Origin of the sequence: Corynebacterium sp. HMSC035E02 (genome assembly GCF_001836065.1) — a bacterium.
Taxonomy (GTDB): domain Bacteria; phylum Actinomycetota; class Actinomycetes; order Mycobacteriales; family Mycobacteriaceae; genus Corynebacterium; species Corynebacterium hiratae.
Map to the genome: position 1 here is coordinate 1 of NZ_KV827371.1, position 22,804 is coordinate 22,804.

General features: G+C 59.7%; 22 protein-coding genes. 10 read left to right on the plus strand and 12 right to left on the minus strand.

The annotated features are described in order from the left end of the window. A partial coding sequence (locus HMPREF2635_RS10555) for a DEAD/DEAH box helicase (protein WP_070821725.1) occupies positions 1–4,641 on the plus strand: 4,641 nt, incomplete at its 5' end. A 161-nt stretch (positions 4,642–4,802) separates the two neighbouring features. Here HMPREF2635_RS10555 and HMPREF2635_RS10560 read toward each other — a convergent pair. Then, positions 4,803–5,273 carry a hypothetical protein gene (locus HMPREF2635_RS10560; RefSeq protein WP_070821726.1) on the minus strand — a complete coding sequence of 157 codons (471 nt, stop codon included), beginning with the start codon at positions 5,271–5,273 and terminating at the stop codon, positions 4,803–4,805. Positions 5,274–5,458: 185 nt separating this feature from the next. Here HMPREF2635_RS10560 and HMPREF2635_RS10565 point away from each other — a divergent pair, with 185 nt between their 5' ends. Further along, positions 5,459–6,613 carry a glycoside hydrolase family 25 protein gene (locus HMPREF2635_RS10565; protein WP_070821727.1) on the plus strand — a complete coding sequence of 385 codons (1,155 nt, stop codon included), beginning with the start codon at positions 5,459–5,461 and terminating at the stop codon, positions 6,611–6,613. Here HMPREF2635_RS10565 and HMPREF2635_RS10570 read toward each other — a convergent pair. Next, a complete protein-coding gene (locus HMPREF2635_RS10570; protein WP_070821728.1) occupies positions 6,610–7,452 on the minus strand; it encodes a spermidine synthase in 843 nt (280 codons plus the stop codon). The two genes, HMPREF2635_RS10565 and HMPREF2635_RS10570, sit on opposite strands and share 4 nt — an antisense overlap. A 104-nt stretch (positions 7,453–7,556) precedes the next feature. Here HMPREF2635_RS10570 and mnmA point away from each other — a divergent pair, with 104 nt between their 5' ends. Beyond that, complete coding sequence (mnmA, locus tag HMPREF2635_RS10575; protein ID WP_070511603.1) at positions 7,557–8,642, plus strand: tRNA 2-thiouridine(34) synthase MnmA; 1,086 nt, start codon at positions 7,557–7,559, stop codon at positions 8,640–8,642. A 2-nt stretch (positions 8,643–8,644) separates the two neighbouring features. On the opposite strand, the gene HMPREF2635_RS10580 is transcribed toward mnmA, so the two are convergent. After that, positions 8,645–9,013, minus strand: coding sequence for a PH domain-containing protein (locus tag HMPREF2635_RS10580; RefSeq protein WP_046649328.1), 369 nt, complete (start codon positions 9,011–9,013; stop codon positions 8,645–8,647). A gap of 108 nt (positions 9,014–9,121) precedes the next feature. Here HMPREF2635_RS10580 and HMPREF2635_RS10585 point away from each other — a divergent pair, with 108 nt between their 5' ends. Together HMPREF2635_RS10585 and HMPREF2635_RS10590 are read left to right on the plus strand one after the other, a co-directional pair. Continuing rightward, entirely contained in the window at positions 9,122–10,030 is a 909-nt protein-coding gene (locus tag HMPREF2635_RS10585) for a uroporphyrinogen decarboxylase/cobalamine-independent methonine synthase family protein (RefSeq protein ID WP_049157233.1), read from the plus strand. Positions 10,031–10,159: 129 nt separating this feature from the next. Then, on the plus strand, positions 10,160–11,116 hold the full coding sequence (locus HMPREF2635_RS10590; RefSeq protein ID WP_046649330.1) for a DUF1963 domain-containing protein: 957 nt from the start codon (positions 10,160–10,162) through the stop codon (positions 11,114–11,116). A gap of 22 nt (positions 11,117–11,138) precedes the next feature. Here HMPREF2635_RS10590 and HMPREF2635_RS10595 read toward each other — a convergent pair whose 3' ends face one another. The 6 genes from HMPREF2635_RS10595 to HMPREF2635_RS10620 form a co-directional block, all read right to left on the minus strand. Next, the gene (locus HMPREF2635_RS10595; RefSeq protein ID WP_046649331.1) at positions 11,139–12,269 is read right to left on the minus strand and encodes an ATP-binding protein; all 1,131 of its coding nucleotides are present in this window, start codon (positions 12,267–12,269) and stop codon (positions 11,139–11,141) included. 82 nt (positions 12,270–12,351) lie between these two features. Next, the gene (locus HMPREF2635_RS10600; RefSeq protein ID WP_070821729.1) at positions 12,352–12,615 is read right to left on the minus strand and encodes a hypothetical protein; all 264 of its coding nucleotides are present in this window, start codon (positions 12,613–12,615) and stop codon (positions 12,352–12,354) included. Between the two features lie 21 nt (positions 12,616–12,636). Beyond that, positions 12,637–12,900, minus strand: coding sequence for a hypothetical protein (locus HMPREF2635_RS10605; protein WP_070681093.1), 264 nt, complete (start codon positions 12,898–12,900; stop codon positions 12,637–12,639). Between the two features lie 9 nt (positions 12,901–12,909). Next, positions 12,910–13,908, minus strand: coding sequence for a serine hydrolase domain-containing protein (locus HMPREF2635_RS10610; protein WP_070547391.1), 999 nt, complete (start codon positions 13,906–13,908; stop codon positions 12,910–12,912). Beyond that, a complete protein-coding gene (locus HMPREF2635_RS10615; protein WP_049157229.1) occupies positions 13,908–14,420 on the minus strand; it encodes an ArsR/SmtB family transcription factor in 513 nt (170 codons plus the stop codon). Before HMPREF2635_RS10615 ends, HMPREF2635_RS10610 begins: the two co-directional genes overlap by 1 nt. Before the next feature lie 62 nt (positions 14,421–14,482). Beyond that, positions 14,483–15,154: a 3'-5' exonuclease gene (locus HMPREF2635_RS10620; protein WP_070515611.1), complete on the minus strand. Its 672-nt coding sequence runs from the start codon at positions 15,152–15,154 to the stop codon at positions 14,483–14,485. 127 nt (positions 15,155–15,281) lie between these two features. Here HMPREF2635_RS10620 and ligA point away from each other — a divergent pair, with 127 nt between their 5' ends. From ligA to HMPREF2635_RS10635, 3 genes are read left to right on the plus strand one after another with little or no spacing between them, the layout of a single operon-like run. Continuing rightward, entirely contained in the window at positions 15,282–17,306 is a 2,025-nt protein-coding gene (ligA, locus tag HMPREF2635_RS10625; RefSeq protein WP_070515613.1) for an NAD-dependent DNA ligase LigA, read from the plus strand. Continuing rightward, on the plus strand, positions 17,303–18,073 hold the full coding sequence (locus HMPREF2635_RS10630; protein ID WP_070821730.1) for an HAD family hydrolase: 771 nt from the start codon (positions 17,303–17,305) through the stop codon (positions 18,071–18,073). Before ligA ends, HMPREF2635_RS10630 begins: the two co-directional genes overlap by 4 nt. Further along, positions 18,070–18,828: an HAD family hydrolase gene (locus HMPREF2635_RS10635; RefSeq protein WP_070511618.1), complete on the plus strand. Its 759-nt coding sequence runs from the start codon at positions 18,070–18,072 to the stop codon at positions 18,826–18,828. Before HMPREF2635_RS10630 ends, HMPREF2635_RS10635 begins: the two co-directional genes overlap by 4 nt. Here the strand turns inward: HMPREF2635_RS10635 and HMPREF2635_RS10640 are convergent. After that, entirely contained in the window at positions 18,821–19,480 is a 660-nt protein-coding gene (locus HMPREF2635_RS10640) for an ACT domain-containing protein (RefSeq protein ID WP_046649342.1), read from the minus strand. The two genes, HMPREF2635_RS10635 and HMPREF2635_RS10640, sit on opposite strands and share 8 nt — an antisense overlap. 210 nt (positions 19,481–19,690) lie before the next feature. On the opposite strand from HMPREF2635_RS10640, the gene gatC reads away from it, so the two are divergent. Together gatC and gatA are read left to right on the plus strand one after the other, a co-directional pair. Beyond that, positions 19,691–19,993 carry an Asp-tRNA(Asn)/Glu-tRNA(Gln) amidotransferase subunit GatC gene (gene gatC, locus HMPREF2635_RS10645; RefSeq protein WP_046649343.1) on the plus strand — a complete coding sequence of 101 codons (303 nt, stop codon included), beginning with the start codon at positions 19,691–19,693 and terminating at the stop codon, positions 19,991–19,993. Between the two features lie 2 nt (positions 19,994–19,995). Beyond that, a complete protein-coding gene (gene gatA, locus HMPREF2635_RS10650; RefSeq protein ID WP_070754930.1) occupies positions 19,996–21,480 on the plus strand; it encodes an Asp-tRNA(Asn)/Glu-tRNA(Gln) amidotransferase subunit GatA in 1,485 nt (494 codons plus the stop codon). Positions 21,481–21,706: 226 nt separating this feature from the next. On the opposite strand, the gene HMPREF2635_RS10655 is transcribed toward gatA, so the two are convergent. Both HMPREF2635_RS10655 and HMPREF2635_RS13115 read right to left on the minus strand, forming a co-directional pair. Continuing rightward, positions 21,707–22,492 (minus strand): HNH endonuclease signature motif containing protein, encoded by a 786-nt coding sequence (locus tag HMPREF2635_RS10655; RefSeq protein ID WP_246824878.1) that lies wholly within the window; start codon positions 22,490–22,492, stop codon positions 21,707–21,709. Positions 22,493–22,504: 12 nt separating this feature from the next. Then, a partial coding sequence (locus HMPREF2635_RS13115) for an integrase core domain-containing protein (protein WP_141761709.1) occupies positions 22,505–22,804 on the minus strand: 300 nt, incomplete at its 5' end.

Here is a 22,804-nt window from a genome sequence, read left to right on the forward strand (position 1 = left end):
TGGTCTTCCCACGCGGAGGACGCCCTGGCCAACCAGATTATTCCGACCAGCCGCATTGGCATCTCCGCCATCGCGGAGTCACCCATCAACTGGGACGTGGCCTTCCCCGGCTCGGAGGTGCGCGATAAGACCATCCAGATCAACCTCTCCCAACGTGAGACGTTTGAGCCCCGCCCGCACCAGCAGGCGGCGATCGACAAAGCCATTGAAGGCTTCAAGACCCATGACCGCGGCAAGCTCATCATGGCGTGCGGTACCGGCAAAACCTTTACCGCCCTGCGCCTTGCGGAGCGCGTCGCTGAGGACAACGGCGGCAAAGCCCGCATCCTCTTCCTCGTGCCGTCTATTTCCTTGCTCTCCCAAACCCTGAAGGAATGGATCGCCCAGGGCCGCCTCGACATGCGTGCCTTCGCGGTGTGCTCCGATAGCAAGGTCTCCAAGAAGGCCGAGGACATCGCCGTCTATGACCTTGAGGTGCCAGTCTCCACCGAAGGCAAGGACATCACCACGCGCTTTGAATCCGGCAAGCGCGCCAAGGGCCTCAACATCGTCTTCTCCACCTATCAGTCCATCCAGGCTGTGCACGATGCCCAGCAGGTAGGCCTCGATGATTTCGACCTCGTCATCTGCGATGAAGCCCACCGCACCACCGGCATCACCTTGGCCGGTGAGGATGCCAGCAACTTTGTCCGGGTCCACGACGCCGACTACATCAGGGCAGCCAAGCGCCTCTACATGACGGCCACCCCGCGCCTCTACGACGAAGCCGTCAAGGGCAAAGCCGAAGAGCACTCCGCGGAGCTTGCCTCTATGGATGATGAAGCCATCTACGGACCAGAGTTCTTCCGCCTCGGCTTTGGCGAAGCCGTGGACAAGGGGCTGCTTACTGACTACAAGGTGCTTGTCATGACCGTGGATGAATCCGTGGCTGCCCAAGCCATGGCCCACAGTGAGAACAACCAGGTCAACCTCTCCCTCGCTTCTGCCATGATTGGCGCCTGGAACGGCCTGGCCAAGCGCTCCGGCGAATTGCAGGGCAAGAAGGGCGGCTTTGAGGAAGACGCCCAGCCCATGCAGCGCGCCGTGGCTTTTGCCAAGGACATCAAGACCTCCCAACTCATCGCGGAGACCTACCCCTCACTCATTGGCACCCACCAGGAACTGCTCAAAGAAAAGGCAGTGCTTAACGACGTCTCCCTCACCAACGTCGACCTACACGTCGCCGCCCAGCACGTCGATGGCGGCATGAACGCCATGGAGCGCGGCACCAAGCTCTCCTGGCTGGAGTCCCCAGCAGGGGAGCACGAGTCCCGCATGCTCACCAATGCGCGCTGCCTCTCCGAAGGCGTGGACGTCCCGGCGCTGGACGCCGTCATCTTCTTCAACCCCCGCAACTCCATGGTGGACGTGGTCCAGTCCGTCGGCCGCGTCATGCGCAAGTCCGAGGGCAAGGACTACGGCTACATCATTCTGCCCGTGGCCGTGGCCAGCAACGTCTCCCCGGCAGAAGCGCTCAACGACAACCAACGTTTCAAGGTGGTCTGGCAGATCCTCAACGCGCTGCGCGCCCACGATGATCGCTTCAACGCGAAGATTAACTCCATTGCTCTGAATGGCGACCCCAACGAGCTCCCGATCATCCCAATTCCGGTCAATCCGATTCCTGACGATCCAAACGATGCCAAGAAGGAAGAAGACCCTCGGGAGAAGCTCAATAGCAGCGACGCGAATATCGGTGGCGGCGATATTGACGAAGCAGAGCGACGCGGGGATCTCGCTAAACAGATGGCACTGTTTCCGCTGGAACAGTGGCAAGAAGCCATCTACACCAAGCTGGTGGACAAAGTCGGCACCCGCACCTACTGGGAAGACTGGGCTGACGACGTCGCCACCATTGCGGAGAACCAAATCACCCGCATCAAGGCACTTCTCGACAGCGCTGACGGCTCCCTCCGCACCGAATTCGACAGCTTCGTTGAAGGCCTTCGGAACAACCTTAACGATGGCATCAGCGAAGAGGACGCCATCTCGATGCTCTCGCAGCACCTCATTACGGCACCGGTCTTCAACGCGCTCTTTGAGAACCATGACTTCATCACCCACAACCCCGTGGCCCAGGTCATGGAGAAGATGGTCAAGGCTCTGTCCAAGGCGAACCTCGATACTGAGACCGAGTCTCTGGAGAAGTTCTACGAGTCCGTCCGTGTCCGCGCCTCTGAGGTGAACTCTGCCTCCGGTAAGCAGCAGGTCATCAAGGAACTGTACGAGCGCTTCTTCCGCAAGGCCTTCAAGAAGCAATCAGAAGCCCTTGGCATCGTCTACACCCCAGTCGAAATCGTCGACTTCATCCTGCGCGCTGCTGACGACGTATCCAAGAAGCACTTCAGTAAGGGGCTTACCGACGAGGGCGTGTGCATCCTCGACCCCTTTGCCGGCACCTCCACCTTCACGGTTCGCCTCCTGCAGTCGGGACTTATCAAACCGGAAGACCTTGCGCGAAAGTACGCCAACGAGCTCTTTGCTACCGAGATCATGCTGCTCGCGTACTACGTCTCCGCCGTCAACATTGAGACCACCTACAACGCCCTGCGTGAGGAAGCAGCGCTGCGCAACGGCGAACCAGCACCCGAGTACGTTTCTTTCACCAACATCGCCCTGGCCGATACCTTCCAAATACACGAGGAAGGCGACATCCCAGATCTCAACATCTTCCGCGAGAACAACGAGACCATCGAGCGCCAGAAGAATGCGCCTATCAACGTGGTGATTGGTAACCCGCCGTACTCAGCGGGGCAGAAGTCCGCGAACGACCTCAACGCGAACCTGAAGTATCCGAGCTTGGACAAGCGCATTGCGGAGACCTACGCCGCAAAGTCCACTGCCACCAACAAGAACTCGCTTTACGACTCATACCTAAGAGCTTTCCGCTGGGCCACCGACCGTATTGGTGACCAAGGTGTGGTCGCGTTCGTCTCAAACGGCGGCTGGATCGACGGAAACACCGGCGATGGTGTGCGCTTATCGATGGCCGAGGATTTCACCGATCTCTATGTGTTTAACCTTCGCGGGAACCAACGTACCGCAGGTGAGCAATCACGAAAGGAAGGCGGCAAAGTCTTCGGATCTGGTTCCCGCAGTACTGTAGCCATAACGGTCGGCGTTAAAGATCCAACAAAGTCAGGCTTTGAGCTGCACTACCGTGACATTGGCGACTATCTCACCGCCGAGGAGAAGCTTGACATCGTCGACTCTTCCTCAATTGAAACCATCGACTGGCAATCCATTTCACCAAACACAGAAGGTGACTGGCTGAATCAGCGATCGGAAGAATTCGAGACTTGGCCAGTGTTAGGCGAGAAGAAGGGCTCCTCAACAAAGATTTTTGGGTCTTTTACCCGTGGTTTGGAGACAGGTAGAGATACGTGGGTCTATTCCTTCAACAAGTTGCGACTTGAAGAACAACTTCTAGCTTTGGGGCGCACTTATGAACAGGCGCGCTCCGAATTTCATAAGCAAGAATTGCTAGGCAATGGAAAAGGGGAGTCACTGGTTGCAGATTTCTTGCAGCTCAATCCTGCTTTTGCTGACGCTAGTCGGATTAAGTGGAGCCGTTCGCTGCGGAATTCTGTCTACCGAAATACAAAGTTTGATTTTGATACTGGCAGGATTGTAAAAAGTCTCTACCGGCCATTTTGTTCACAGCATGTTTACTATGACAGGTTGTTGAATCACGAACGTTCACAACTCCCATCAATATTCCCAACCCCTGAACACCGGAATATTGGGTTCGTAACGGTAGGTGCTGGTGAATCGGTGGGATCAGCTCTGCTGGCAACGGATCTTTTGCCTGATTTGCATGTTATTGGCACGTCGCAATTCTTCCCCCGCTTCACCTGGGCCGCCGCCAAAGCCGACGATGGTGGGCTGTTTGGCGAGGGCAGCGTCGCCAAGCAGGGCGAGACCAGCATCTACGGCAAGGTTGGTGAGGTCGTTGACGGCTACGTGCGCGTGGACAACATCACTGATGAGATTAAGGCTCTTTACCGCGATGTGCTGGGTGCTGACATCACGGGTGATGACATCTTCCACTTTGTCTACGGCAAGCTGCATGACCCTGGCTACCGCACGAAGTACGCGGCTGACTTAAAGAAGATGCTGCCGCATATTGAGACGCCTTCGTCGCGCGCGGAGTTCGACAAGTTTGCTGCTGCTGGCCAAGAGTTGATGGACCTGCACGTTAACTACGAGTCCGTGGAGCCGTGGCCGCTGGATATTCAGCTCAAGGGCGATGAGTCCGACCGTGAGACCTGGCGCGTGCTCAAGATGAAGTGGGCCAAGCGCAAGGACCCGGAGACAGGTAAGAACGTCAATGACGTGACCAAGCTGATCTACAACAAGCGCGTGACCATATCCGGTATCCCGGAAGAAGCCGACGAGTACATGCTGGGCTCGCGCTCGGCCGTTGCCTGGCTTATTGACCGCTACCAGGTCAAGAAAGATAAGGCCTCTGGCATCGTCAACGACCCGAATGATTGGGCTGACGAGGTGGGCAACCCGCGCTATATCGTGGACCTGATTGGGAAAGTCGTGCGCGTGGCTATGGAGACAGTGCGAATCGTGGATGGGCTGGGTTCCGAATAGCGATGCAATGAGCTATTCCTCGTTATTTGTGGCTGCGGCTCGTCCTGCTCTGAATCGCTGGATGACCTGAGTTCGTGAGCGTGGGCGGGACGTCGCAAAGCACTGCGTAAGTATCAAGGTTTTGGACTTGGCACCTACAGCGCAGCACCTAGGGCCAAGACCTAAAACATGTATTTTGGCCCGAAGTAGACAACGATGGGCACTATGCTCAATATCGCCAGCACGAGTGCGATTCTGGCGTTTCGCTTGCGTTCTGGCACGTCAGAGTCGAGTGATGCGATGGCGATGAAGGCAAAAAGCGTCGCGAGGAAAGGCGTTGCGATACACAGCCCGATGAAGGTGAATATGCCGAGGAAGCCAAACATGTAGGACGCGGCATCATCAGTGCCTGATGCAGCGCTGTCGGCGATGAGCAAGGAGAGCAACCCCAGTGCCCAGCCAGCCAGAAGGATAGCGGAGCCCCACAGGGCGAGTTTCTCGTTGAAGACTCCTTCCCAGCCGCGGCGTGGAGGCAACTCCGATGCTTTGGGCGCTTGGGGTCCGTTGGGGTCTTGAGTTGCCTTGGGCGCATTTGGGTCGGCAGGCTGCTGTGGCTCGTTGGGAACGTGTGGGTCGATGGTGGGCTGGTCCATGGCGCTGTCCTTCGTCGGCGTCGTGATCGCCTGATGGGGTGGTGGCGATGTGAAGTGCAGTTTAGCAGCGGTTGCTGCTGTTGGGAGCGGCTGTTGGGGAGTTGAGTTGGTGGTGTGGCAAAAGAGTTTAATGTTTCGTGTGTTGCTTCAGTGTTTGGTGTTAAAGCGGAGGTAGTGTGGCGCGCATGAGCCATGCACGTCGCCTTGTTACCGCTGCCGTTACTGCAGTAACGGCCCTTGCGCTGTCCGTATCCACTGCCGTTGCCATCCCGTCCTACGCACCTTCTGGTGTGGATGTCTCCGGCAATAACCACATGTCCCTGCGTGGGATCGATTGGGATGCTGTGAAATCCGACGGCCAGTCCTATGCCTTTGTCAAAGCCACCGAGGGCGTTGGGTTTGTCAACAACCACTTCGTGCGCGATGCCAATGCCGCAGCAGCTGCTGGTTTGAAGGTGGGCGCCTACCACTACGCACGCCCGGCACGTGATGCCAAGCAGCAGGCGGCCAGCTTCGCCTCCCAAATCGCGCTGGTGCCGACGCAGACGCTGCCACCGGTGCTCGACATCGAGGTTGATGAGGGGCTGAGTGCCGACCAGCTTGCTGACTGGATTGATACCTTCATGACGGAGGTCAAGTCCCTGACCGGACGCACGCCGATGCTGTACACCTACAAGTACTTCTGGATGGGCCAGATGGGTAATACCACGCGCTTCTCCGAGTACCCGCTGTGGTTGGCGGCTTACCAGGACACCGCGCCGGACCCGGTCGGCGGCTGGGACAAGCTGGCCTTCTGGCAGCGCTCCGGTAGCGGACGCGTGGCCGGCATTGAGACCGACGTTGACCTGAACCTCTTCAACGGTACTGAGGCGCAGCTGCACTCTTTCTCTGCTGGCAATTACATCGACTTCGGTGGCATCTTGGACGATCTGGTCATCCCGGGCGTGGACTTGGGCGATGATGCTGGCGTGCTGATTGCCGGAATCCTGGCGCTGGCAGCTGGTGCAGCAGCCGTTCCTGCCGTGGCCGATGCCGCGAAGGATGCGGGTCTAGACGTGGATCCGACCGGGCTTGTGGAGCAGGCAGAGAAGCTGCTCAACACCGGCGCTATTAGCGTTGATGACCTCAAGAGCCTGGCAAACAACGACGCCACCGTCGGCGACCTAGCCATCTTCCTGGATAACGCGCAGCACCTCCAGGACTTTGATGCCAACAACGTCAGCGAGCAGGACGTGGAGAATGCCAGCCGTGCCGCACGCAGTGCTGGTCACGCCGCGGGTGTGGAGATCCCGGCATTTGATTCCAAGCAGGTGGCGGACCTGCTCAAGAGCCTGCGCTAATCGTCGGCGGTTGCCGGGGCGTCGTGGCGGGGGCTCGCGCCGTCAAAGAAGCGGCGGGTCCAGGACTCGTCGCGGAAGTGTGCGGGCACCGCACCGGAGAGTAGCGCCTTGGCCAGGGCGGCGGCTTCGGGGGAGCCGTCGTGGGGCAGCTCGGTGTCTGAGCCGATGAGGATAATGTTGCCGTAGCGCCGACCCTTAAGCATGGGAGGGTCGGCGATAACGGCGACGTGGGCAAAGACTTCTGCCATTCCAGCTAGTTCCGCCTTCGCGCCCTGGAGATCGGAATGGTCACCGCAGTTGGCAACGTAAAGACCGCCGGGGGATAGGGTGGCGTGGGCGTGCTGGAAGAACTCTTCGGTGGTGAGAGGCTCGGGCGTGACGGCGCCGGCGAAGACGTCGCGGATGATGACGTCGAAGCGGTTCGGCGGAAAGCCCTCGGTCACGGCGCGTGCCTCGCCGGCGCGGATTTTCACGCGAGGAGCGGAAGGAATATCGGCCAGTTCCCGGATGAGCTCGGCCAATTTGGCGTCGAGCTCGACGACGGTGTTGTGGGAATCCGGCCAGAGGTCAGCGAAGTAGCGGGGAAGAGAACAGCCACCGCCGCCCAGGTGGAGCAGACGTTTGCCAGGGGCGAGGTTCTCCACCGCGGCGGCAATCCAACGCATGTACTCGAACTCGAGGGTGCGCGGCTCATCGGGGATGAGGTGTGAGGATGGCACGCCATTGACGTTGAGGATGAAGGCACCGTCGCGGAAAGGATCCGGCTCGACGACGAGTTCGCCGGTGGAAATCTCGTAGGTGCCCGCGATGGAATTGGTGGTGTTGCGCTTTCTGCCCATAGTGCCTCTTAGCTTAGGGAATAGGCTGCGTGGTTCGTGTGTTGGGGTATGAGGTGCACCGCGACTAGCCTTGGTGGGCGATAACGAAACGAGAAGGGGAGAGCATGCGAGTATTGGTAGCCATGTCCGGCGGCGTCGATTCCTCGGTCGCAGCCGCGCGTGCGGTGGAGGCGGGCCACGACGTCATTGGTGTGCACCTGGCCCTGCACAAGGATGCGCAGCAGACTCGTGAGAAGGCACGCGGCTGCTGCTCCTTGGAGGATTCCGCCGATGCCCGTCGCATCTGCGACAAGCTCGGCATTCCTTTCTACGTGTGGGACTTCTCTGAGGAGTTCAAGGAAGCCGTCATCGGCGATTTCGTGGACTCCTATGCCCGCGGTGAGACCCCGAATCCCTGCCTGCGCTGCAATGAGAAGATCAAGTTCGCGGCGCTACTGCGCAAGGGGATGGCGCTGGGCTTCGATGCGGTGGCCACGGGCCATTACGCCACAATCGACGATGATGGCTACATGCGCCGCTCCTTGGACGAGAACAAGGACCAGTCCTATGTGCTGGGTGTTATCACCAAGGAAGAGCTGGATCACTGCTTCTTCCCGATTGGCGATACCCCGAAGCCGCAGATCCGCGAGGAAGCCAAGCGCCATGGCTTCTCCACGGCGGCCAAGCCGGATTCCTATGACATCTGCTTCATTCCGGACGGCAATACCCAGGCCTTCCTGGGCCGTTCCATCGGCCTGCGCCCCGGCATGATCGTGGATACCGAGGGCAATGAGCTCAAGGAACACGACGGCGCGTGGAACTACACCATCGGCCAGCGCAAGGGCCTCGACATCAAGACGCCGACTGCCGACGGCTCCCCGCGCTACGTCACCGACATCGACGCGGCCACCGGTACCGTCACCGTGGGATCGCGTGCCGACTTGGCCGTAACCCGCATCGAGGCTGACCGCCTGAAGTACCTGCACCCGGCTATGGAAGGTGACTTCGACTGCGAGGTGCAGGTGCGCGCCCACGGCTCTGTCGTTCCCTGCCGCGCTCACGTGGACCGCGAGGCCGACCGCATGACGCTGGAACTGAAGGAGCCTCTTTCCGGTGTGGCTCGTGGCCAGGCGGCTGTGCTCTATCTGCCGAGCCCGGATGAGCTGGGTGATATTGTCCTGGGCTCCGGCACCATCTGCGGGACCGAGTAGCTTTAGCGAAGCACGCAGTCAGCGATGAGTCGGTCGAGTGCCCGAATATCGACTTTGGGCCCGATGTTGATTTTGAAGTGGCCAGCCCGTGTCCACAGCTCCAGTTCAGCATTTACGTCTAGGAGCTTTCCGGCATTCTCCGTCGACCACATGTTAATGGAGGAGTAAGGGAGAGAATAGATTTCGACTTTCTTTCCAGTGAGACCTTGAGAATCTCGGATAATCAATCGGTGGCTAGTGAAGACCGCTGCGTCTCGGACAGTTTTAAATGCGCAGATTGGCTTTTCGTTGGCTGCGAGAATTGACGGAATGTCGCTCGGAATCTCGCAAGGAGAATAGAAGGTCCAGCCAGAAAACTGTTCAAGTGCCACGGGAGTATCCTTTACTATCTGCGACTTAGTGGTTTGTGAATTGCATTATAGATGTCGCAGTAGTCTTTGATTCGGTATTAAAAGAAAAACATTCGGGAAGGAGAACAGATGACGGGATTCGCCCTTGGCCCCATGCCCGGTACCTCCATCGCAGAGGCCGCGGACATCATCATGGGGGAGACCGAGCTCCCTGCCATCCCGCAACTTCCCGAGCGCGGGTTGGGGTCGGATGCGGTGGGCCGCACGGCCAGCATGCTGGAGGCTATCTCCATCGACCGCGGCCCGCGCTCGTGGCGCATGACAGCGCGCCCGCAGCTGCTGACCCGGCGTACGTGGGACCGCTTGGAGCGCGATATCGACGAGGTCCAGGAAGTCTGGGGCGAAACCGTGCCCCGTATTAAGGTGCAAGCGCTCGGTCCCTGGTCGCTTGCGGCGAGCATTGAGCTTTCCGACGGCCACCGTGTCCTCACCGATCGCGGCGCCTTTAACGAACTCGCAGAGTCACTTCTCTATGGCGTCCGTGCCCACGCCGCGAATGTTGCGCGCCGTTTCCACGGGGAGGTCGCTATCCAGCTCGACGAGCCCCTGCTTGCCGATGTCATCGCCGGCCGAATCCCCGGCACCACCGACTTCGATACCATTCCGGCGGTCCCAGATGAGGTAGCTCTTGAGCAGCTCCTTGTCTTCGAGGCCGACTACCTGCACGCCCCGCCGCTGTGGTCAGTCGCGCCCGCAGCCACGACCTTCCTCACGGATTTCCGTGGTCTGGAGACCCCGCGCCACCTGGACGGCTTGGGCGAGCACCTCAACGCGGGCCACCGCATTGGTCTGGGCCTTGAAGGTTCCGATGCCCGCGCGGAGGCCATTGCGCTGGCCCGGCATCTCGACCGCATCGGCATGCCGCGCGAGCTCCTCGTCGACCGTTTCGACGTCTATCCCGTCAAGGCTTCCGCTCGTTCTCTGCGCTCGGTTAACGAGACCGCCGGCATTCTCACCCGCGATGCTGGGGATCTCTAATTGAGCTTTCACCTGACCTAGGCCTCGAATATGAACCAGAACAGGCTAGATATCTATTGCAGCATGCTTTCTTTTGAAGGATAATCCCTGATTAAATCCCTCGTTGTCCTAGAGAAAGAACCACCTGCCATGCCAGAGTTCACAGCACAGGTTAAAGCGTTACGTTCGATGATCGAGTCCGGAGAGCTCGTCTCCGAAGATGCCGATGACCTAATCCAACTTGCCAAGCCAGGCGTCGTCCTTCCCTACTCCAACGGCACTCCCACCGAACATGGCTCGTACTTCGGAGGTAGACCGTATCTTCCGGAAGGTTCGACATGGCCCATTTCAAAGAACGGTCAGCCATTACTCCATATCATTCAGCTAAATTTTGCCGATATTGTCTGTCATGTGCGTGCGGAGGGGGCGTCGGAAAGCGAAGCAACTCTCGACGGATTGATTCCGGAGTCAGGAATTTTTCAACTCTTCGTCGGTGCTGATCCGTTCTTCGGCGGTTTCGATTCGGATTCGCCTGGCGATGGCATGGAAATTCGCTATATCCCTGAGCCTGCGGAAGGCTTTGGCAACCACAGCTTTCCTGGACCTCATACCGCGGAGCCTGCTGCCTTCGATGAAAAGCACGAGGATTTTTGTTCCCCGTTTAGCAAGGATCTTGGGGAGGTTATGAACTCTCCGATCTCCTTGTCTAGTGCAGTGGCAATGGTCCCTCCCACCGACTATGCAGTGTACGAGGCTTTGAAGTCTAGAAAAGGCGATGACTTTCTTGAAGAGTTTGATTACTTTGACGAGCTGGTTGAGTTGCGAGCCGCAGCCAGAAACCAAAGCGACATTATGCTTGGCGGTTTCCCAGCCTTCGCACAAGACCCTACGCAGCCTGAAGGGTACGTTCACTTCCTAGAAATCGATTCCACATATCTGGAAGAAGAAGAGCTTCCTTTCGAGGCCATGTGGGGTGACCTCGGTGTGGCCCACGTATTTCTGCACCCGGACGCATTGAAGAAAATGCAGGCTGGCGAGGCTGTCGTGTACCGCTCCGAAAACACTGGCAGGGCCGATGGTGCTGTCTTTTACTGGGATTGCGGCTAGTTTTGCTTCCCCAATTTCCCTTTTAATCAATCCTCCCCAGGCTGTCCGTCGCGGTGAAGTAGGCCTCCATATAAGGGATGACGAACTGGAGTTGGCCGTGTGCGGTGGGCTCGATCAGGTCGGCGTCGATAAGCCTTTGGCGCGTGGCCGACAGTGAGCGCACCGTCCGGTCCTGGTGAGCGGCGATGTTCTTGATTTCCGCCGTGCCGTTCTCCATAACCGCGCTCATCGCTTCGAGGAAGAGGCGCTGCGCTGGCGGAAGCGCCAGGGTAGCGGGCTGGTGGACCTGGGCGCCGAGAACCGAGATCGCCTCGGCTGACACTGCCGCGACGTCACCCTCCTCGATGCGGCTTCCACCCTCGCGCTGCGCCTTTCCCCAGGCCAATGAGCCCACCAGCTGCACCATGTAGGGGTAGCCTCGGGACAGCCGCACCGCAGCCGCAACCGCATCCTCGGTGAATTCGAGTCCGGACTGCGCCGCGGTTTCTGTGAAGGCCACCTTGGCGTTCGCGGGGGAGAGCGGCCCCAGAACGAACTTCTGCGCGCGGCGCAGGAAGGTCACACCCGGCAGGTCCAGCAGGCGGTTGACTCCCTGCGGAAGGCCCGCGGCGACAATAGCGACATCGAGCTCATCGCGCACCAAGTCTTGGTAGGTCACGGCCAGGGAGGTGAGGTCCTCGGCGTCTGCGTCCTGCACTTCATCGATGGTGAGCAGTACGCCAGTGCCTTTGAGCAGGCCTAAAAGCTCGCGCAGGCGGGTGTTCAACGTCGGTTTATAGGCTTCCTCGGTGTTGTGCTGGATGCCGATGGTTGCCAGGCCGCCAATACCGACGCGGTTGACCTTGCTCTTATCCGCCGGGGCAAGCTTGTCTATGATGCGCGGGATGGTGGTGTCCACGAGTTCCTCCACCAAGGAGCTGCGTCCCGAGGCCCGCAGGGTAATCCACCCGCGGCTAGAAGCGATATCTTCGAGCTCATTGAGCAAAACCGTCTTACCGATACCGCGGGCACCGCTGATGATGAGCGAGCGGCCCGGGCTGCCCGGCTGGGAGTCGAGTGCAGCCCGGAAGGTGTCGAGCACTGCCGTGCGCCCAACCCAAAAGAGTGGTGGAACGCCGAAGGTGGGGCGGAATGGGTTCTCATGTGGGGACATAGTCTCAATCCTAGGGCATTGGGAGATTTGGGAGACTTTTCTAAAAGCGGAGATTTGGGAGACTTTCGTCCCCCAGGTGGAATTAGGCGTCCCGCCCCGCCCGAATGGCGCCGACGATGTCAAAATCGCCGTTTATAGCTATAGGGGCACGCTGGGTGAGCTCCGCGAGCTTTTCCTGGACGCTGGGACGCGGCGAAAACTCAGGGCGTGAAGCTGTGGTTGTCAGGAGATCGCGCAGGTAGTTTTCCAAAGAAACCCCAGCGGCGTCAGCGCGCTTCTGAAGGGTGGCAATTACGGAGGGATTGACGTCGTGGATATGGACCGTGCGGTAAGCGGGAGCAGTCATAACGTCAGTGTACGGGAGGACTTAGATTGTGCTTGCGGGCTTCGAATCCATAGCCCGCCAGGCCACCGCACCGGCGTACACAGCACATGCGGCGACGAGGCCATACCACCAGAAGAAGTGGAGGTCCGCATTCCAGGGCAAGGTATATCCGATGAGCACGATGACGAAGGCAGTGATTGCTACGGAAACAACGCGCGAGACTGTCTTCCCTGGGGTGGTGAATGCCTTCCATGCGGACCATAGAAGGGAGGCGATGATAACGATCATGCTGATGGTGAGTAACACGGTGTCTCCTTAGGATCCGAGCTCGTCGAATAGAGCTTGGGCGAGGTCTTCGGTACCGGCGAGGGAATCGTTGTTGGCGAAGGCAGCGCGTTTGGTCTCTGGTTCGATGATGAGCATCGTCGAGTAACCGTATGTACCGCCGTTGTGCCAGTACCCAGCATTGTTTTCGCTGGGAGGCTGCCAGCCGAAGTCGGTATCGCCGTTGTCCATGAACCACTCGGCGAACTTGGCCATGTCACTTGCCGTGGAGCGGATGGCTCCCGCGGGTGCGGAGCCTTCCATCTCCCACGGCTCAGCGTGGCGGCCGGTGGGGGTTAGGCCGCGTGGAGCGTCGTCAGGCACAGAGCCCGGCGTCATGAGATAGGTTTCTGTCATGCCAGCTGGCTCGAAGATGCGTTCTTTGAGCATCTGTTCATAAGGTTGCCCGTCAACGGTCTCGAGCATGTGGCCCAGGAGCCCATAGCCAAGGTTTGAATAGGATTCTTTACCGCGGTCTTTTAGTTCGGCCTCCGTGGCGGCAGCCACGATGTCCTCAATGGTCTCACCTTCATAGGGGTTCGAGCCGGTGACACCCGAGGCGAGATTGCTGAGGAGGCTCGCGCTCGCCAGTCGCGGTAGGCCAGAGGTGTGGTCGAGCAATTCTTGGACGGTGACGTCAGCGACGGGCGCATCGCCAACATTGAGGACCTCGCCCACAGTGGTGTCAGTTCTCAGTTTTTCCTCTTCGACGAGCTGGTGGGCCAGTTCGCCAGTGAACATCTTGGTCACGGAGCCGATTTCGACCTCCGTGTGCTCGTCGCTGCCCAGTCCCGCAAAGGTGACCTTGCCGTCCTGGAGGGTAAAGGCAGTGAGGTTGTGGAAGCCGGACTCTGAGTGCTCTTTCAACTGGGCAGCTAAGGCTTCGTCACCAGTTTTGTCTTTTGCCAGGGTAATCCTTTGCGGCCCTGTGATGAGCAGGATGGCTGCAACGGCAATGGCAGCGATGACGGCTAGGGACATTCTACGCATTAGTGGTCCTCGCTCGCGGTGATGATGGTGAGAAGGGGGATAACTCGGGCGGGGCGGATGGAATACTCGCCGCCAGACTTCGTGGTCCAGCCGGCATGGGTCAGCGCGCTCAAGTGGTGGTAGGCGGTGCCGGTAGAGGAGACGATGTCTTCTTCGACAAGCTCTGCGGCTGTCGCGGGTGCGGCGAGCAGGCGGCGCAGGATTTCGCCGCGGACTGGATGGGCAAGAGCGGATAGGCGCTCGAGGTTTTCTGCCCAATCCTCGTCGGTGACGAAGTTCGTGGGGCGCTGCCATTGATAGGCATAAGTGCGCTTGCCGACGTTTATGTTGCCGCCAAAGATGATGGAGCCGTCGGGAAGCTGCTCGTTGGGTGCGAGGGCGTCGACCAGCCAGTAGGCCGAGCCTTCTTCCGCGGTGGATGCGGGGCCGGCGTCGGTGGGCGTGGTGCGCCCCTCAAGCGCGGCGACGCGCGCTTCGAGTTCGGCGAGGCGTGCTTCGACTGTCGTTTCCATGGTTTCTAGAATTCCAGAACTCTAGAAAACTGGCAAGTGCTATTTGGGTGAGGGGGTGGGAGTTAAGAAATCATCGGCCACGCGGTGGAGACATCCGAGGCGTCCCGCCCGCGGCCTTCCAGGTACTTCTTGAAGGATTCGCGGTCCTTGTACCACTCGACGGCCTGGTACTCCATGAGCTCGTTGGTATCCATCTGGGCTAGCTCAGGGAAGTGCTGGCGCACCTGCTTCCAGGCCACGCGGGCGGCCGCGAGGGCGTCGGCAGTCGCCTCATGCGCGTTGCTCAATTCCACGCCGTAATGGGCGGAGACCTCCTCCAAGGTGCGCTTGCCCTTGCGCCACTTATCCTTAACGCGGTCGATAACGAAAGGATCGAACACCGGGCCGTTGACCGTGAAGTCCCCGGTCAGCGCGCGCAGTACGGAGAGATCGTAGGCGGCGTTGTAGACGATGAGCGTGAGCCCCTCGTCCCAGGCCTTATAGATGGAATCGACCGTCTCCTTGAGCACCTCCTCGTGGGGGCGACCTTCCGCGCGGGCCTTCTCAGTAGTGATGCCGTGAATCTTGGCGGCTTCCTCGGGGATCTCCACGCCGGGGTCAGCGAGCATTTCCCGCTTGTCTACTTCACGCCCGTCGATACGCACCAGGGCAGAGGTGACGATGCGGGCTTCTTTGGGCTTCACGGAGGTGGTTTCGAGGTCGAAGGAGAGCATGCGGGTGGCGTCGAAGTTCATGGACAACACTCTAGCGCCCGGCTCGGACACGCACTGTGGAAGTGCTGCAGAATGACGGACGAACTCTTGCAGAATGACCATCCGCAGGTCATAGGCATGTCCGGTAGCCCCGCTACACTAGTGACTCGTGAGTGATGCAGTAGATATCCAACGCGAATGGTCCGAGCTTGCCCAGGAAGTGCGCAAGCACCGTGAGTTGTACTACAACGGTGAGCCGTCAATCCCGGATGCGGACTTTGACGCGCTCTTCCAGCGCTTGCTGGCGCTTGAGGCGGAGCACCCGGAGCTGCAGACCCCGGATTCGCCAACCCAGCAGGTCGGTGCTGCGCCGGAAGGTGCTGTCGACATCGAGCACCTGGAGCGCCTGTACAGCTTGGACAACGTCTTCAGTGCGGATGAGCTGCAGGACTGGCTGGACCGCACGCCGGCCGAGGCTTATCTGACCGAGCTCAAGATTGATGGCCTGTCCATTGATTTGGTCTACCGCGATGGCAAGCTCGCCACGGCCGCCACACGCGGTGATGGTCGTGTGGGCGAGGACATCACCGCCAATGCACGCGTTATCCCCGATATCCCGCACGAGCTGACGGGTACCAAAGAGTATCCGGTGCCGTCCCTGGTGGAGGTCCGCGGCGAGGTGTACATGCGCCCGGATGAGTTTGAGGAGATCAACTCCGCGCGCCGCGAAGACGGCAAGCCCACCTTTGCCAACCCCCGCAACGCGGCGGCAGGCGGGCTGCGCATGAAGGATCCGGAGGACGTCAAGAAGCGCCGGCTCCACATGGTCTGTCACGGCATTGGCGCGCGCGAGGGATTCCAGCCCACCTCGCAGCACGATGCTTACAAGGCCCTAGAGGCTTGGGGATTTCCGGTGTCTCCCTATACCCAGCGGGTCACCACAGCCAAGGAGGTACAAGAGCGGGTCACGTACTGGGAGGAGCACCGCCACGATGCCTACTTTGAAATGGACGGGCTTGTCATCAAGGTCGATGACCTGGCCAGCCAGCGCGCCTTGGGCGCGACTTCGCGCGCGCCGCGCTGGGCTATTGCCTATAAATACCCGCCGGAGGAGGTCACCACCAAGCTGCTCAACATCGAGGTCGGTGTGGGACGTACCGGGCGCGTGACGCCTTTCGCCATCATGGAGCCGGTCTTCGTCTCCGGCTCGACCGTTTCCATGGCCACCCTGCACAACCAATTCGAGGTCAAGAACAAGAATGTCCTCATCGGGGATACCATCATCATCCGCAAGGCCGGAGAGATCATCCCTGAGGTCCTCGGCCCCGTTCTGGACAAGCGCGATGGCAGCGAGACTGAATGGGTCTTTCCGGAGAATTGCCCTGCCTGTGGTACGAAGCTGGCTCCGCAGAAGGAAGGCGACCAGGACTGGCGCTGCCCGAACACTCGTAGCTGCCCGGCCCAGCTGGCGGCACGCCTGGAATACCTGGCCTCCCGCAAGGCGCTCGACATTGGCGAGCTGGGGGAGAAGGCTGCCGCGGATCTGATTTCCTCCGGAGTGCTCAAGGATGAGGCGGACCTCTTCGATCTCGATGAACAAGCACTCCTCAAATCCTCGGTCTACACCACGCAGAAGGGCGCGCTCAATGCTTCGGGTAAGAAGCTGCTGGAGAACCTCAAGACGGCCCGCCAGGCTGAATTCTGGAGGGTGCTCGTCGCGCTGTCGATCCGCCACGTCGGCCCCATTGCGGCACGTGCACTAGCCACCCGCTTTGGCTCCATGGAAGTGCTGCGCGCAGCATCGGTCGAGGAGCTGGCGGATACCGATGGTGTGGGCACCATCATCGCGGAATCCTTCAAGCAGTGGTTCGAGGTGGATTGGCACGACAACATCGTGCAGAAGTGGACCGCCGCCGGGGTCACCATGGAGGAGGAAGCCAGCGATAAGCCGGCGCAGACCCTTGAAGGCATCACCGTGGTGGTGACCGGTACCTTGGAGAACTTCACTCGTGATTCGGCCAAGGAGGCCATTATCACCCGCGGCGGAAAGGCATCCGGTTCGGTGTCTAAGAAGACGAACTACGTCGTGGTCGGAGAGAATGCCGGATCCAAGGAACAGAAGGCCCGCGATCTGGGGCTGACCATCCTGGATGAAGAGGGCTTCACCCGTCTGCTGGAAACGGGCGAGGCATGAAGCTAGCCGCCTTCGACCTCGACGGCACCATCTACTTCGATGGGTATATGCCTGAGGAAGTCCCAGAGGCCATTGCGCAGTGGCGCGCTGCGGGCAACCTCGCCGTCGTGGCCACGGGTAAGTCGTCGCACTCGGCGCGGCGTGCGCTTGAGCCTTTCGGTGTCGACTTCGATTACTTCCTGCTGTGCAACGGCACCGTCATCATGGATGGCGACTATGAACTGCTCTACGAAAACCACGTGCCGCCCGAGGTGGTCCGTGCTGTGTATGAGCGGGTTCGTGGTATTCCGAAGCTCGACCTGTATTGCACGCGCTTGGAAGGCCCCGACGGCCACCTCGTGCGCAACGTGGAGGGCGTGCACAATCCCATCATCAGCGAGCCCGTTCCAGTTTCACCCGAGCACATCGAAAAAGAAGTCTTCCCCCTCGTCGCCGCCTGGACGCCGGGTAACCCAGAGCTACAGAAAGAGATTGCGCAGTGGGTGACGGACCGCTTTCCCGTCGGCACCGCGATGAACCGAAACTTCTTCGATATCACGCCGCCCGGCCACAACAAGGGCTTCGCCTTGACTTGGCTGCTTGAACATCTTAGCCGCGAGCGTTCCGAGATTGAGCTCATCACCTTAGGTGATGGTCACAATGACCTGCCTATGCACGCGCTTGCCGACGTCTCCCTGACCTTCCCCTGGGCGCAACCCGACATCCAGGAGGCGTGCACCGCGGTGGTGGACTCGGCCGTGAAAGGTCTAATACACTACGGGGCATGAAGATTGCGGCTTTGGACATGGATGGAACCGTTTACGTCAACGAAGACATAACTGAGGCCGTAAAGGAAGCCATCGCTGCGTGGCGGGCCGCTGGCAACCTCGCCATCTCCGCGACGGGCAAGTCCATCGCCAATGCACGCAACACCCTTGAGCCATTCGGCGTGGAGCTGGATTACCACGTGCTCTACAACGGCACCGTCATCACGGACGGCGATTACTCCATCCTCCACGAGGAGCACCTGCCCAGTGATATCGTCCAAGCCGTCATCGACCGTTTCACTGGGCTGCCGTTGAATATCTACCTCACAGGCTTGTCTGGAGCAGACCAGGTGGTGTGGGATGGGCTGGCTGGCCGGGAATCCTCGATGGTGGCGAATACGGAAGTGATGGATCCGGGGGACGTCGCCAAGCGCAGCACCGTTCTCATGTCCCTGTGGATTCCAGGCAACGCTGAGCTGCGCCGCGAGGTCGACGAGTGGGTCCGCGCGAATTGTGCAGTCGAGTCCTCGTTCAACTGCGACTTTTACGACATCATGCCGCCCGGGCACAACAAGGGCGAGGGCTTGACGCGGTTGCTTGGCCACCTCGGTCACGAAGGAGCTGAACTCTACACCTTCGGCGATAGCTTTAACGATCTCTCGATGCACTCCATCGCCACCGAGTCCTTCACGTTCCCGGGAACGCAGATTACCGACGAGGTGGACCACGTGGTTCCTGACGTCGCCGCGGGACTCAACGCATTGCTAACTAGGTGAGGAAGGCGCCCAAGATAGCGCCCAAGTCACCCAAGTGCTCGACCTCGGAGGCAAGGTAGTCCGGTCCGCCGACGCGGCCCATGACGACGACATACTTCGTGCCCACGAGGGGAGCGGCAGCCAGCGCGGATTCGATCAGCGTCCACGACTCAGGAATCCACGTGTCCTTCTCCGGATTGAGCACGCGCGCCGAGGTGATGTTGAGGTCGGTGGGGATCGAGCCGTCGTCGGCAGGCGCGGCGTCGGAGGCAGCAATGCGGCTGATCTTGTCGTCATTAGCAATGACGATGGCCCAATTGGAGGTCAGCGCCTTCGGGATTGCTGCACACACCTCCTTCATCGCGGCGGTGACGTTGCGTTGCGAAGCCACCTTAGCCAGCACGTGGATCTGCCCACGGCGGTCAACGCGTCCACTGAAGGGGCGGATGGAGTCAACTTCTACGCCCTCCACGGTCTGTGCAGCGGTGATGATCTCATCAGCCATGGTGGACTGGGGGAGATCGAGGACGATGTCATCCATGACCGTGCCGTCCGGGAAATTCTCCACGATATCCACGGAACGAATATCGGCCTCGATGCTGCCCATCGCGTTGGCGAGGAGGCCAAGGCTGCCGGGAGTGTCAGGGAGTAGGACACGGACGAGATACGACATATCGTTCTTTCTGGGGGAAGATGACTAGGTAGGGAAATCGCTGATGCGAATAGTTTGTACAACTTGATCGATGGTACCCAACGTATCGAATACTATTCAATAGCTTCAGTGGTGTGTAGGGGGAGGAGTGGTGGTGGCGTGGCACCAGCCGTGCAGTACCATGGGTGCTTAGCTATCAACCGTCTCAATGAATAAAAGGATGGAGTTCGCGTGTCTGATATTTCGCGTGACGAGGTCGCGCACCTGGCAAAGCTGTCGCGATTGGCCCTGAGCGAGGAAGAACTAAAACAGTTCGCCGCGCAGATCGACGAGATCGTGGACTCGGTGTCCGCGGTTGGCAAGGTCGAGGCTGAAGGTGTGGAGCCGATGTCGCACCCGCACTCCGTTAACGCCCCGATGCGTGAGGATGTCATCGTGCGCACCCTCACCGCTGAGCAGGCTCTGGATCAGGCGCCCGCGACCGAGGATGACCGCTTCATGGTTCCGCAGATTCTGGGTGGAGGAGACGAATAAGAATGGCACAATTCATTACGCCCACCGAGGGCATTACCGCACTGACCGCCGCCGAGCTGGCTGAGAAGATTCACTCCCGCGAGCTCACCTCCCGCGAAGTAACTCAGGCCTTCCTGGACCGAATCGCGGAGACCGATGGTGAACTCAACGCCTTCCTGCACGTTGGTGCTGAGGAAGCGCTGGCGGCTGCCGACGCCGTCGATAAGTCCCTCGACGCCGGCGAAGAACCAGCCTCTGCCCTGGCTGGCGTGCCGCTGGCGCTCAAGGACCTGCTGGTGACTACCGACGCCCCCACAACCGCCGCCTCCAAGATGCTGGAAGGTTGGGTCTCACCCTATGACGCCACGCTGGTGACCAAGCTGCGCGAGGCCGGTATCCCGATCCTGGGCAAGACGAACCTCGATGAGTTCGCGATGGGCTCCTCCAACGAGAACTCCGCTTATGGTCCGGCCCACAATCCGTATGACACCGAGCGCACTCCGGGCGGCTCCGGTGGTGGTACCGCGGCAGCCCTTGCTTCTGGTCAGGCTCCGCTGGGTATCGGTACCGACACCGGTGGCTCTATTCGCCAGCCGGCCGCTCTGACGAACACCGTGGGCGTAAAGCCGACCTATGGCACGGTGTCTCGCTACGGCCTCATCGCCGCTGCAAGCTCCCTGGACCAGGCTGGTCCGACCGCCCGCACGGTCCTGGATACCGCACTGCTGCACGAAATCATTGCCGGCCACGACTCCTTCGACGCCACCTCCGTGGACAAGCCGGTCGCGCCGGTAGTCGCCGCTGCCAAGGAGGGCGCTAACGGCGATTTGTCCGGTGTGAAGGTTGGCCTGATCAAGCAATTCGAGCGCGATGGCTGGCAGCCGGGCGTGATGGAGGCGTACCATGCAGCCGTTGAGCAGCTGAAGTCTCAGGGCGCAGAGATCGTTGAGGTCGACTGCCCGCACTTCGATGACGCTCTCGCTGCCTACTACCTCATCATGCCGTGTGAGGTCTCCTCCAACCTGGCCCGCTTCGACGGCATGCGCTACGGCCTGCGCGTGGGTGATGATGGAACCCACTCTGCGGAAGAGGTCATGTCCCTGTCCCGCGCGGCTGGCTTCGGCCCCGAGGTCAAGCGCCGCATCATGCTGGGTACCTACGCCCTGTCCGTCGGCTACTATGACGCCTACTACCTCCAAGCGCAGCGTGTTCGCACCCTCATTGCACAGGACTTTGAGCGTGCCTTCGAGCAGGTCGATGTCCTCGTTTCTCCGACCACCCCGACCACAGCCTTCAAGCTGGGCGAGAAGGTCGAGGACCCGATGGAGATGTACAACTTCGACCTGTGCACCCTGCCGTTGAACCTCGCCGGCGTGTGCGGCATGTCCGTTCCTTCCGGAATGGCATCCGACACCAACTTGCCCACCGGCCTGCAGATCATGGCACCGGCATTTAAGGATGACCGCCTGTACAAGGTCGGCGCCGCCTACGAAGCAGGGCGCAAGTAGTAGACACACTTCGGGCCAGCCCGTAGTGCGCATGAGCCGGGGTCTTTCACTGACGTGGGAGGCCGCCGGCCTTCGTCGTTTTATCCGACGGTGTGTGTTTGCTGGTTCGTAGTCTTTCTCTTTTCCTTTCGGTTTCCTTGGTCGGGTTTCGTCGTTTGAAACGACGAGTCTGGGTTCAGCCTCCGCGGAGTGTGTCTGAGTTCTTCGTCGTCTGGAACGACGGGGTTTAGAAGGGGATGTCGTCGCTGCCGGCATCAGCGTTGGTCTTGCTTTCATCCTTGGCTTCTGCTTTGGTTTTGGCTTGTTGTTGTGCGTAGTCGTCGAGTTCTTGTTTTAAGTGTTGGGCGTCTTCGCGTACGCGTTTCCTGGTGGCGGTGATGTGTTGGGCTACTGTTTGTGCCCACCGTTTCTGTTTTGGTGCTAGCGGCCCGTCGGCTTCGGTAATAGTCCAAGTGCCGTCTTCATATAGCCAGATGACATCCCCGCTGTAGGGGTCCAGCAGGTATTTGAGGCTGCCATCAGTTTTCATGTTGTGATGACCCTGGCATAAACACGCTAGGTTCTTCGGGTGGGTGGGCCCGCCTTCAGCCCAGTTATGCCGATGATCCAACTGGCTAAGGAAAGCTGGTTTGCCACAGCCGCCAACCCGGCAGGTCCCGTCACGGCCTTCGACATGTTTGCGCATGATGACTCCTGGTTGGTAGCCGTCTGCTTCGGCGACGTCACCGGTTAAGTCCCGGGTCTTATCATGCGGCATGGGCTTAGCCCGCCAGCCGAAGCCTTCAATAAAGGTTGGTGCATCCTCAATGTCGCAGGCCTGGTAGGTGTGTAACACCACGGTAGCTGGTGGCTTAATCTCACCAGAAAGCAGTTTTATGACTGCCTCCGGGATGGTGATGTCTTCCTTGGCGGCGGTGTGGTGGATGAAGGCGTCGAGTTTAATGCCGGTGTCTTCATCACAGTGCAGTTCCAGCCAGGCTGAGGTGGGGCCTGGCCCCCGGAAAGTAGACACGTCGGGGGTTAGCTATGCTGCTTGGGTCAGTGTAGCTGATGTGAGTGCTTCGAAGGCATCGGGGGCTAGAAGATTGCACCAGGAGTGCCGTCTGCGCGTGTTGTAGCGCATGCACCATCGGAAGACTTCTTGGCGGCAGATGATGGGATTGTCAAACACTTTCCGATCACGCAGGACTTCACGCTTTAAGGTGGCGTTAAAAGATTCTGCCAGGGCATTATCGGCACTCGTTCCCACTGCTCCCATGGATTGGCGCACGCCAAGCTGGGCGCAGTGATCTTGAAATGCTTGTGAGGTGTACACACTGCCATG

What these genes read in the sequence shown, in the direction of transcription:
- gatA (WP_070754930.1), top strand. Translation starts at nt 19,996, where the DNA reads ATGGCACAATTCATTACGCCCACCGAGGGCATTACCGCACTGACCGCC.
- HMPREF2635_RS10635 (WP_070511618.1), top strand. Translation starts at nt 18,070, where the DNA reads ATGAAGATTGCGGCTTTGGACATGGATGGAACCGTTTACGTCAACGAA.
- HMPREF2635_RS10610 (WP_070547391.1), bottom strand. Translation starts at nt 13,908, where the DNA reads ATGCGTAGAATGTCCCTAGCCGTCATCGCTGCCATTGCCGTTGCAGCC.
- HMPREF2635_RS10615 (WP_049157229.1), bottom strand. Translation starts at nt 14,420, where the DNA reads ATGGAAACGACAGTCGAAGCACGCCTCGCCGAACTCGAAGCGCGCGTC.
- HMPREF2635_RS10585 (WP_049157233.1), top strand. Translation starts at nt 9,122, where the DNA reads ATGACGGGATTCGCCCTTGGCCCCATGCCCGGTACCTCCATCGCAGAG.
- HMPREF2635_RS10565 (WP_070821727.1), top strand. Translation starts at nt 5,459, where the DNA reads ATGAGCCATGCACGTCGCCTTGTTACCGCTGCCGTTACTGCAGTAACG.
- HMPREF2635_RS10595 (WP_046649331.1), bottom strand. Translation starts at nt 12,269, where the DNA reads ATGTCCCCACATGAGAACCCATTCCGCCCCACCTTCGGCGTTCCACCA.
- HMPREF2635_RS10590 (WP_046649330.1), top strand. Translation starts at nt 10,160, where the DNA reads ATGCCAGAGTTCACAGCACAGGTTAAAGCGTTACGTTCGATGATCGAG.
- HMPREF2635_RS10560 (WP_070821726.1), bottom strand. Translation starts at nt 5,273, where the DNA reads ATGGACCAGCCCACCATCGACCCACACGTTCCCAACGAGCCACAGCAG.
- HMPREF2635_RS10640 (WP_046649342.1), bottom strand. Translation starts at nt 19,480, where the DNA reads ATGTCGTATCTCGTCCGTGTCCTACTCCCTGACACTCCCGGCAGCCTT.
- HMPREF2635_RS10600 (WP_070821729.1), bottom strand. Translation starts at nt 12,615, where the DNA reads ATGACTGCTCCCGCTTACCGCACGGTCCATATCCACGACGTCAATCCC.
- HMPREF2635_RS10630 (WP_070821730.1), top strand. Translation starts at nt 17,303, where the DNA reads ATGAAGCTAGCCGCCTTCGACCTCGACGGCACCATCTACTTCGATGGG.
- HMPREF2635_RS10570 (WP_070821728.1), bottom strand. Translation starts at nt 7,452, where the DNA reads ATGGGCAGAAAGCGCAACACCACCAATTCCATCGCGGGCACCTACGAG.
- mnmA (WP_070511603.1), top strand. Translation starts at nt 7,557, where the DNA reads ATGCGAGTATTGGTAGCCATGTCCGGCGGCGTCGATTCCTCGGTCGCA.
- HMPREF2635_RS10620 (WP_070515611.1), bottom strand. Translation starts at nt 15,154, where the DNA reads ATGAACTTCGACGCCACCCGCATGCTCTCCTTCGACCTCGAAACCACC.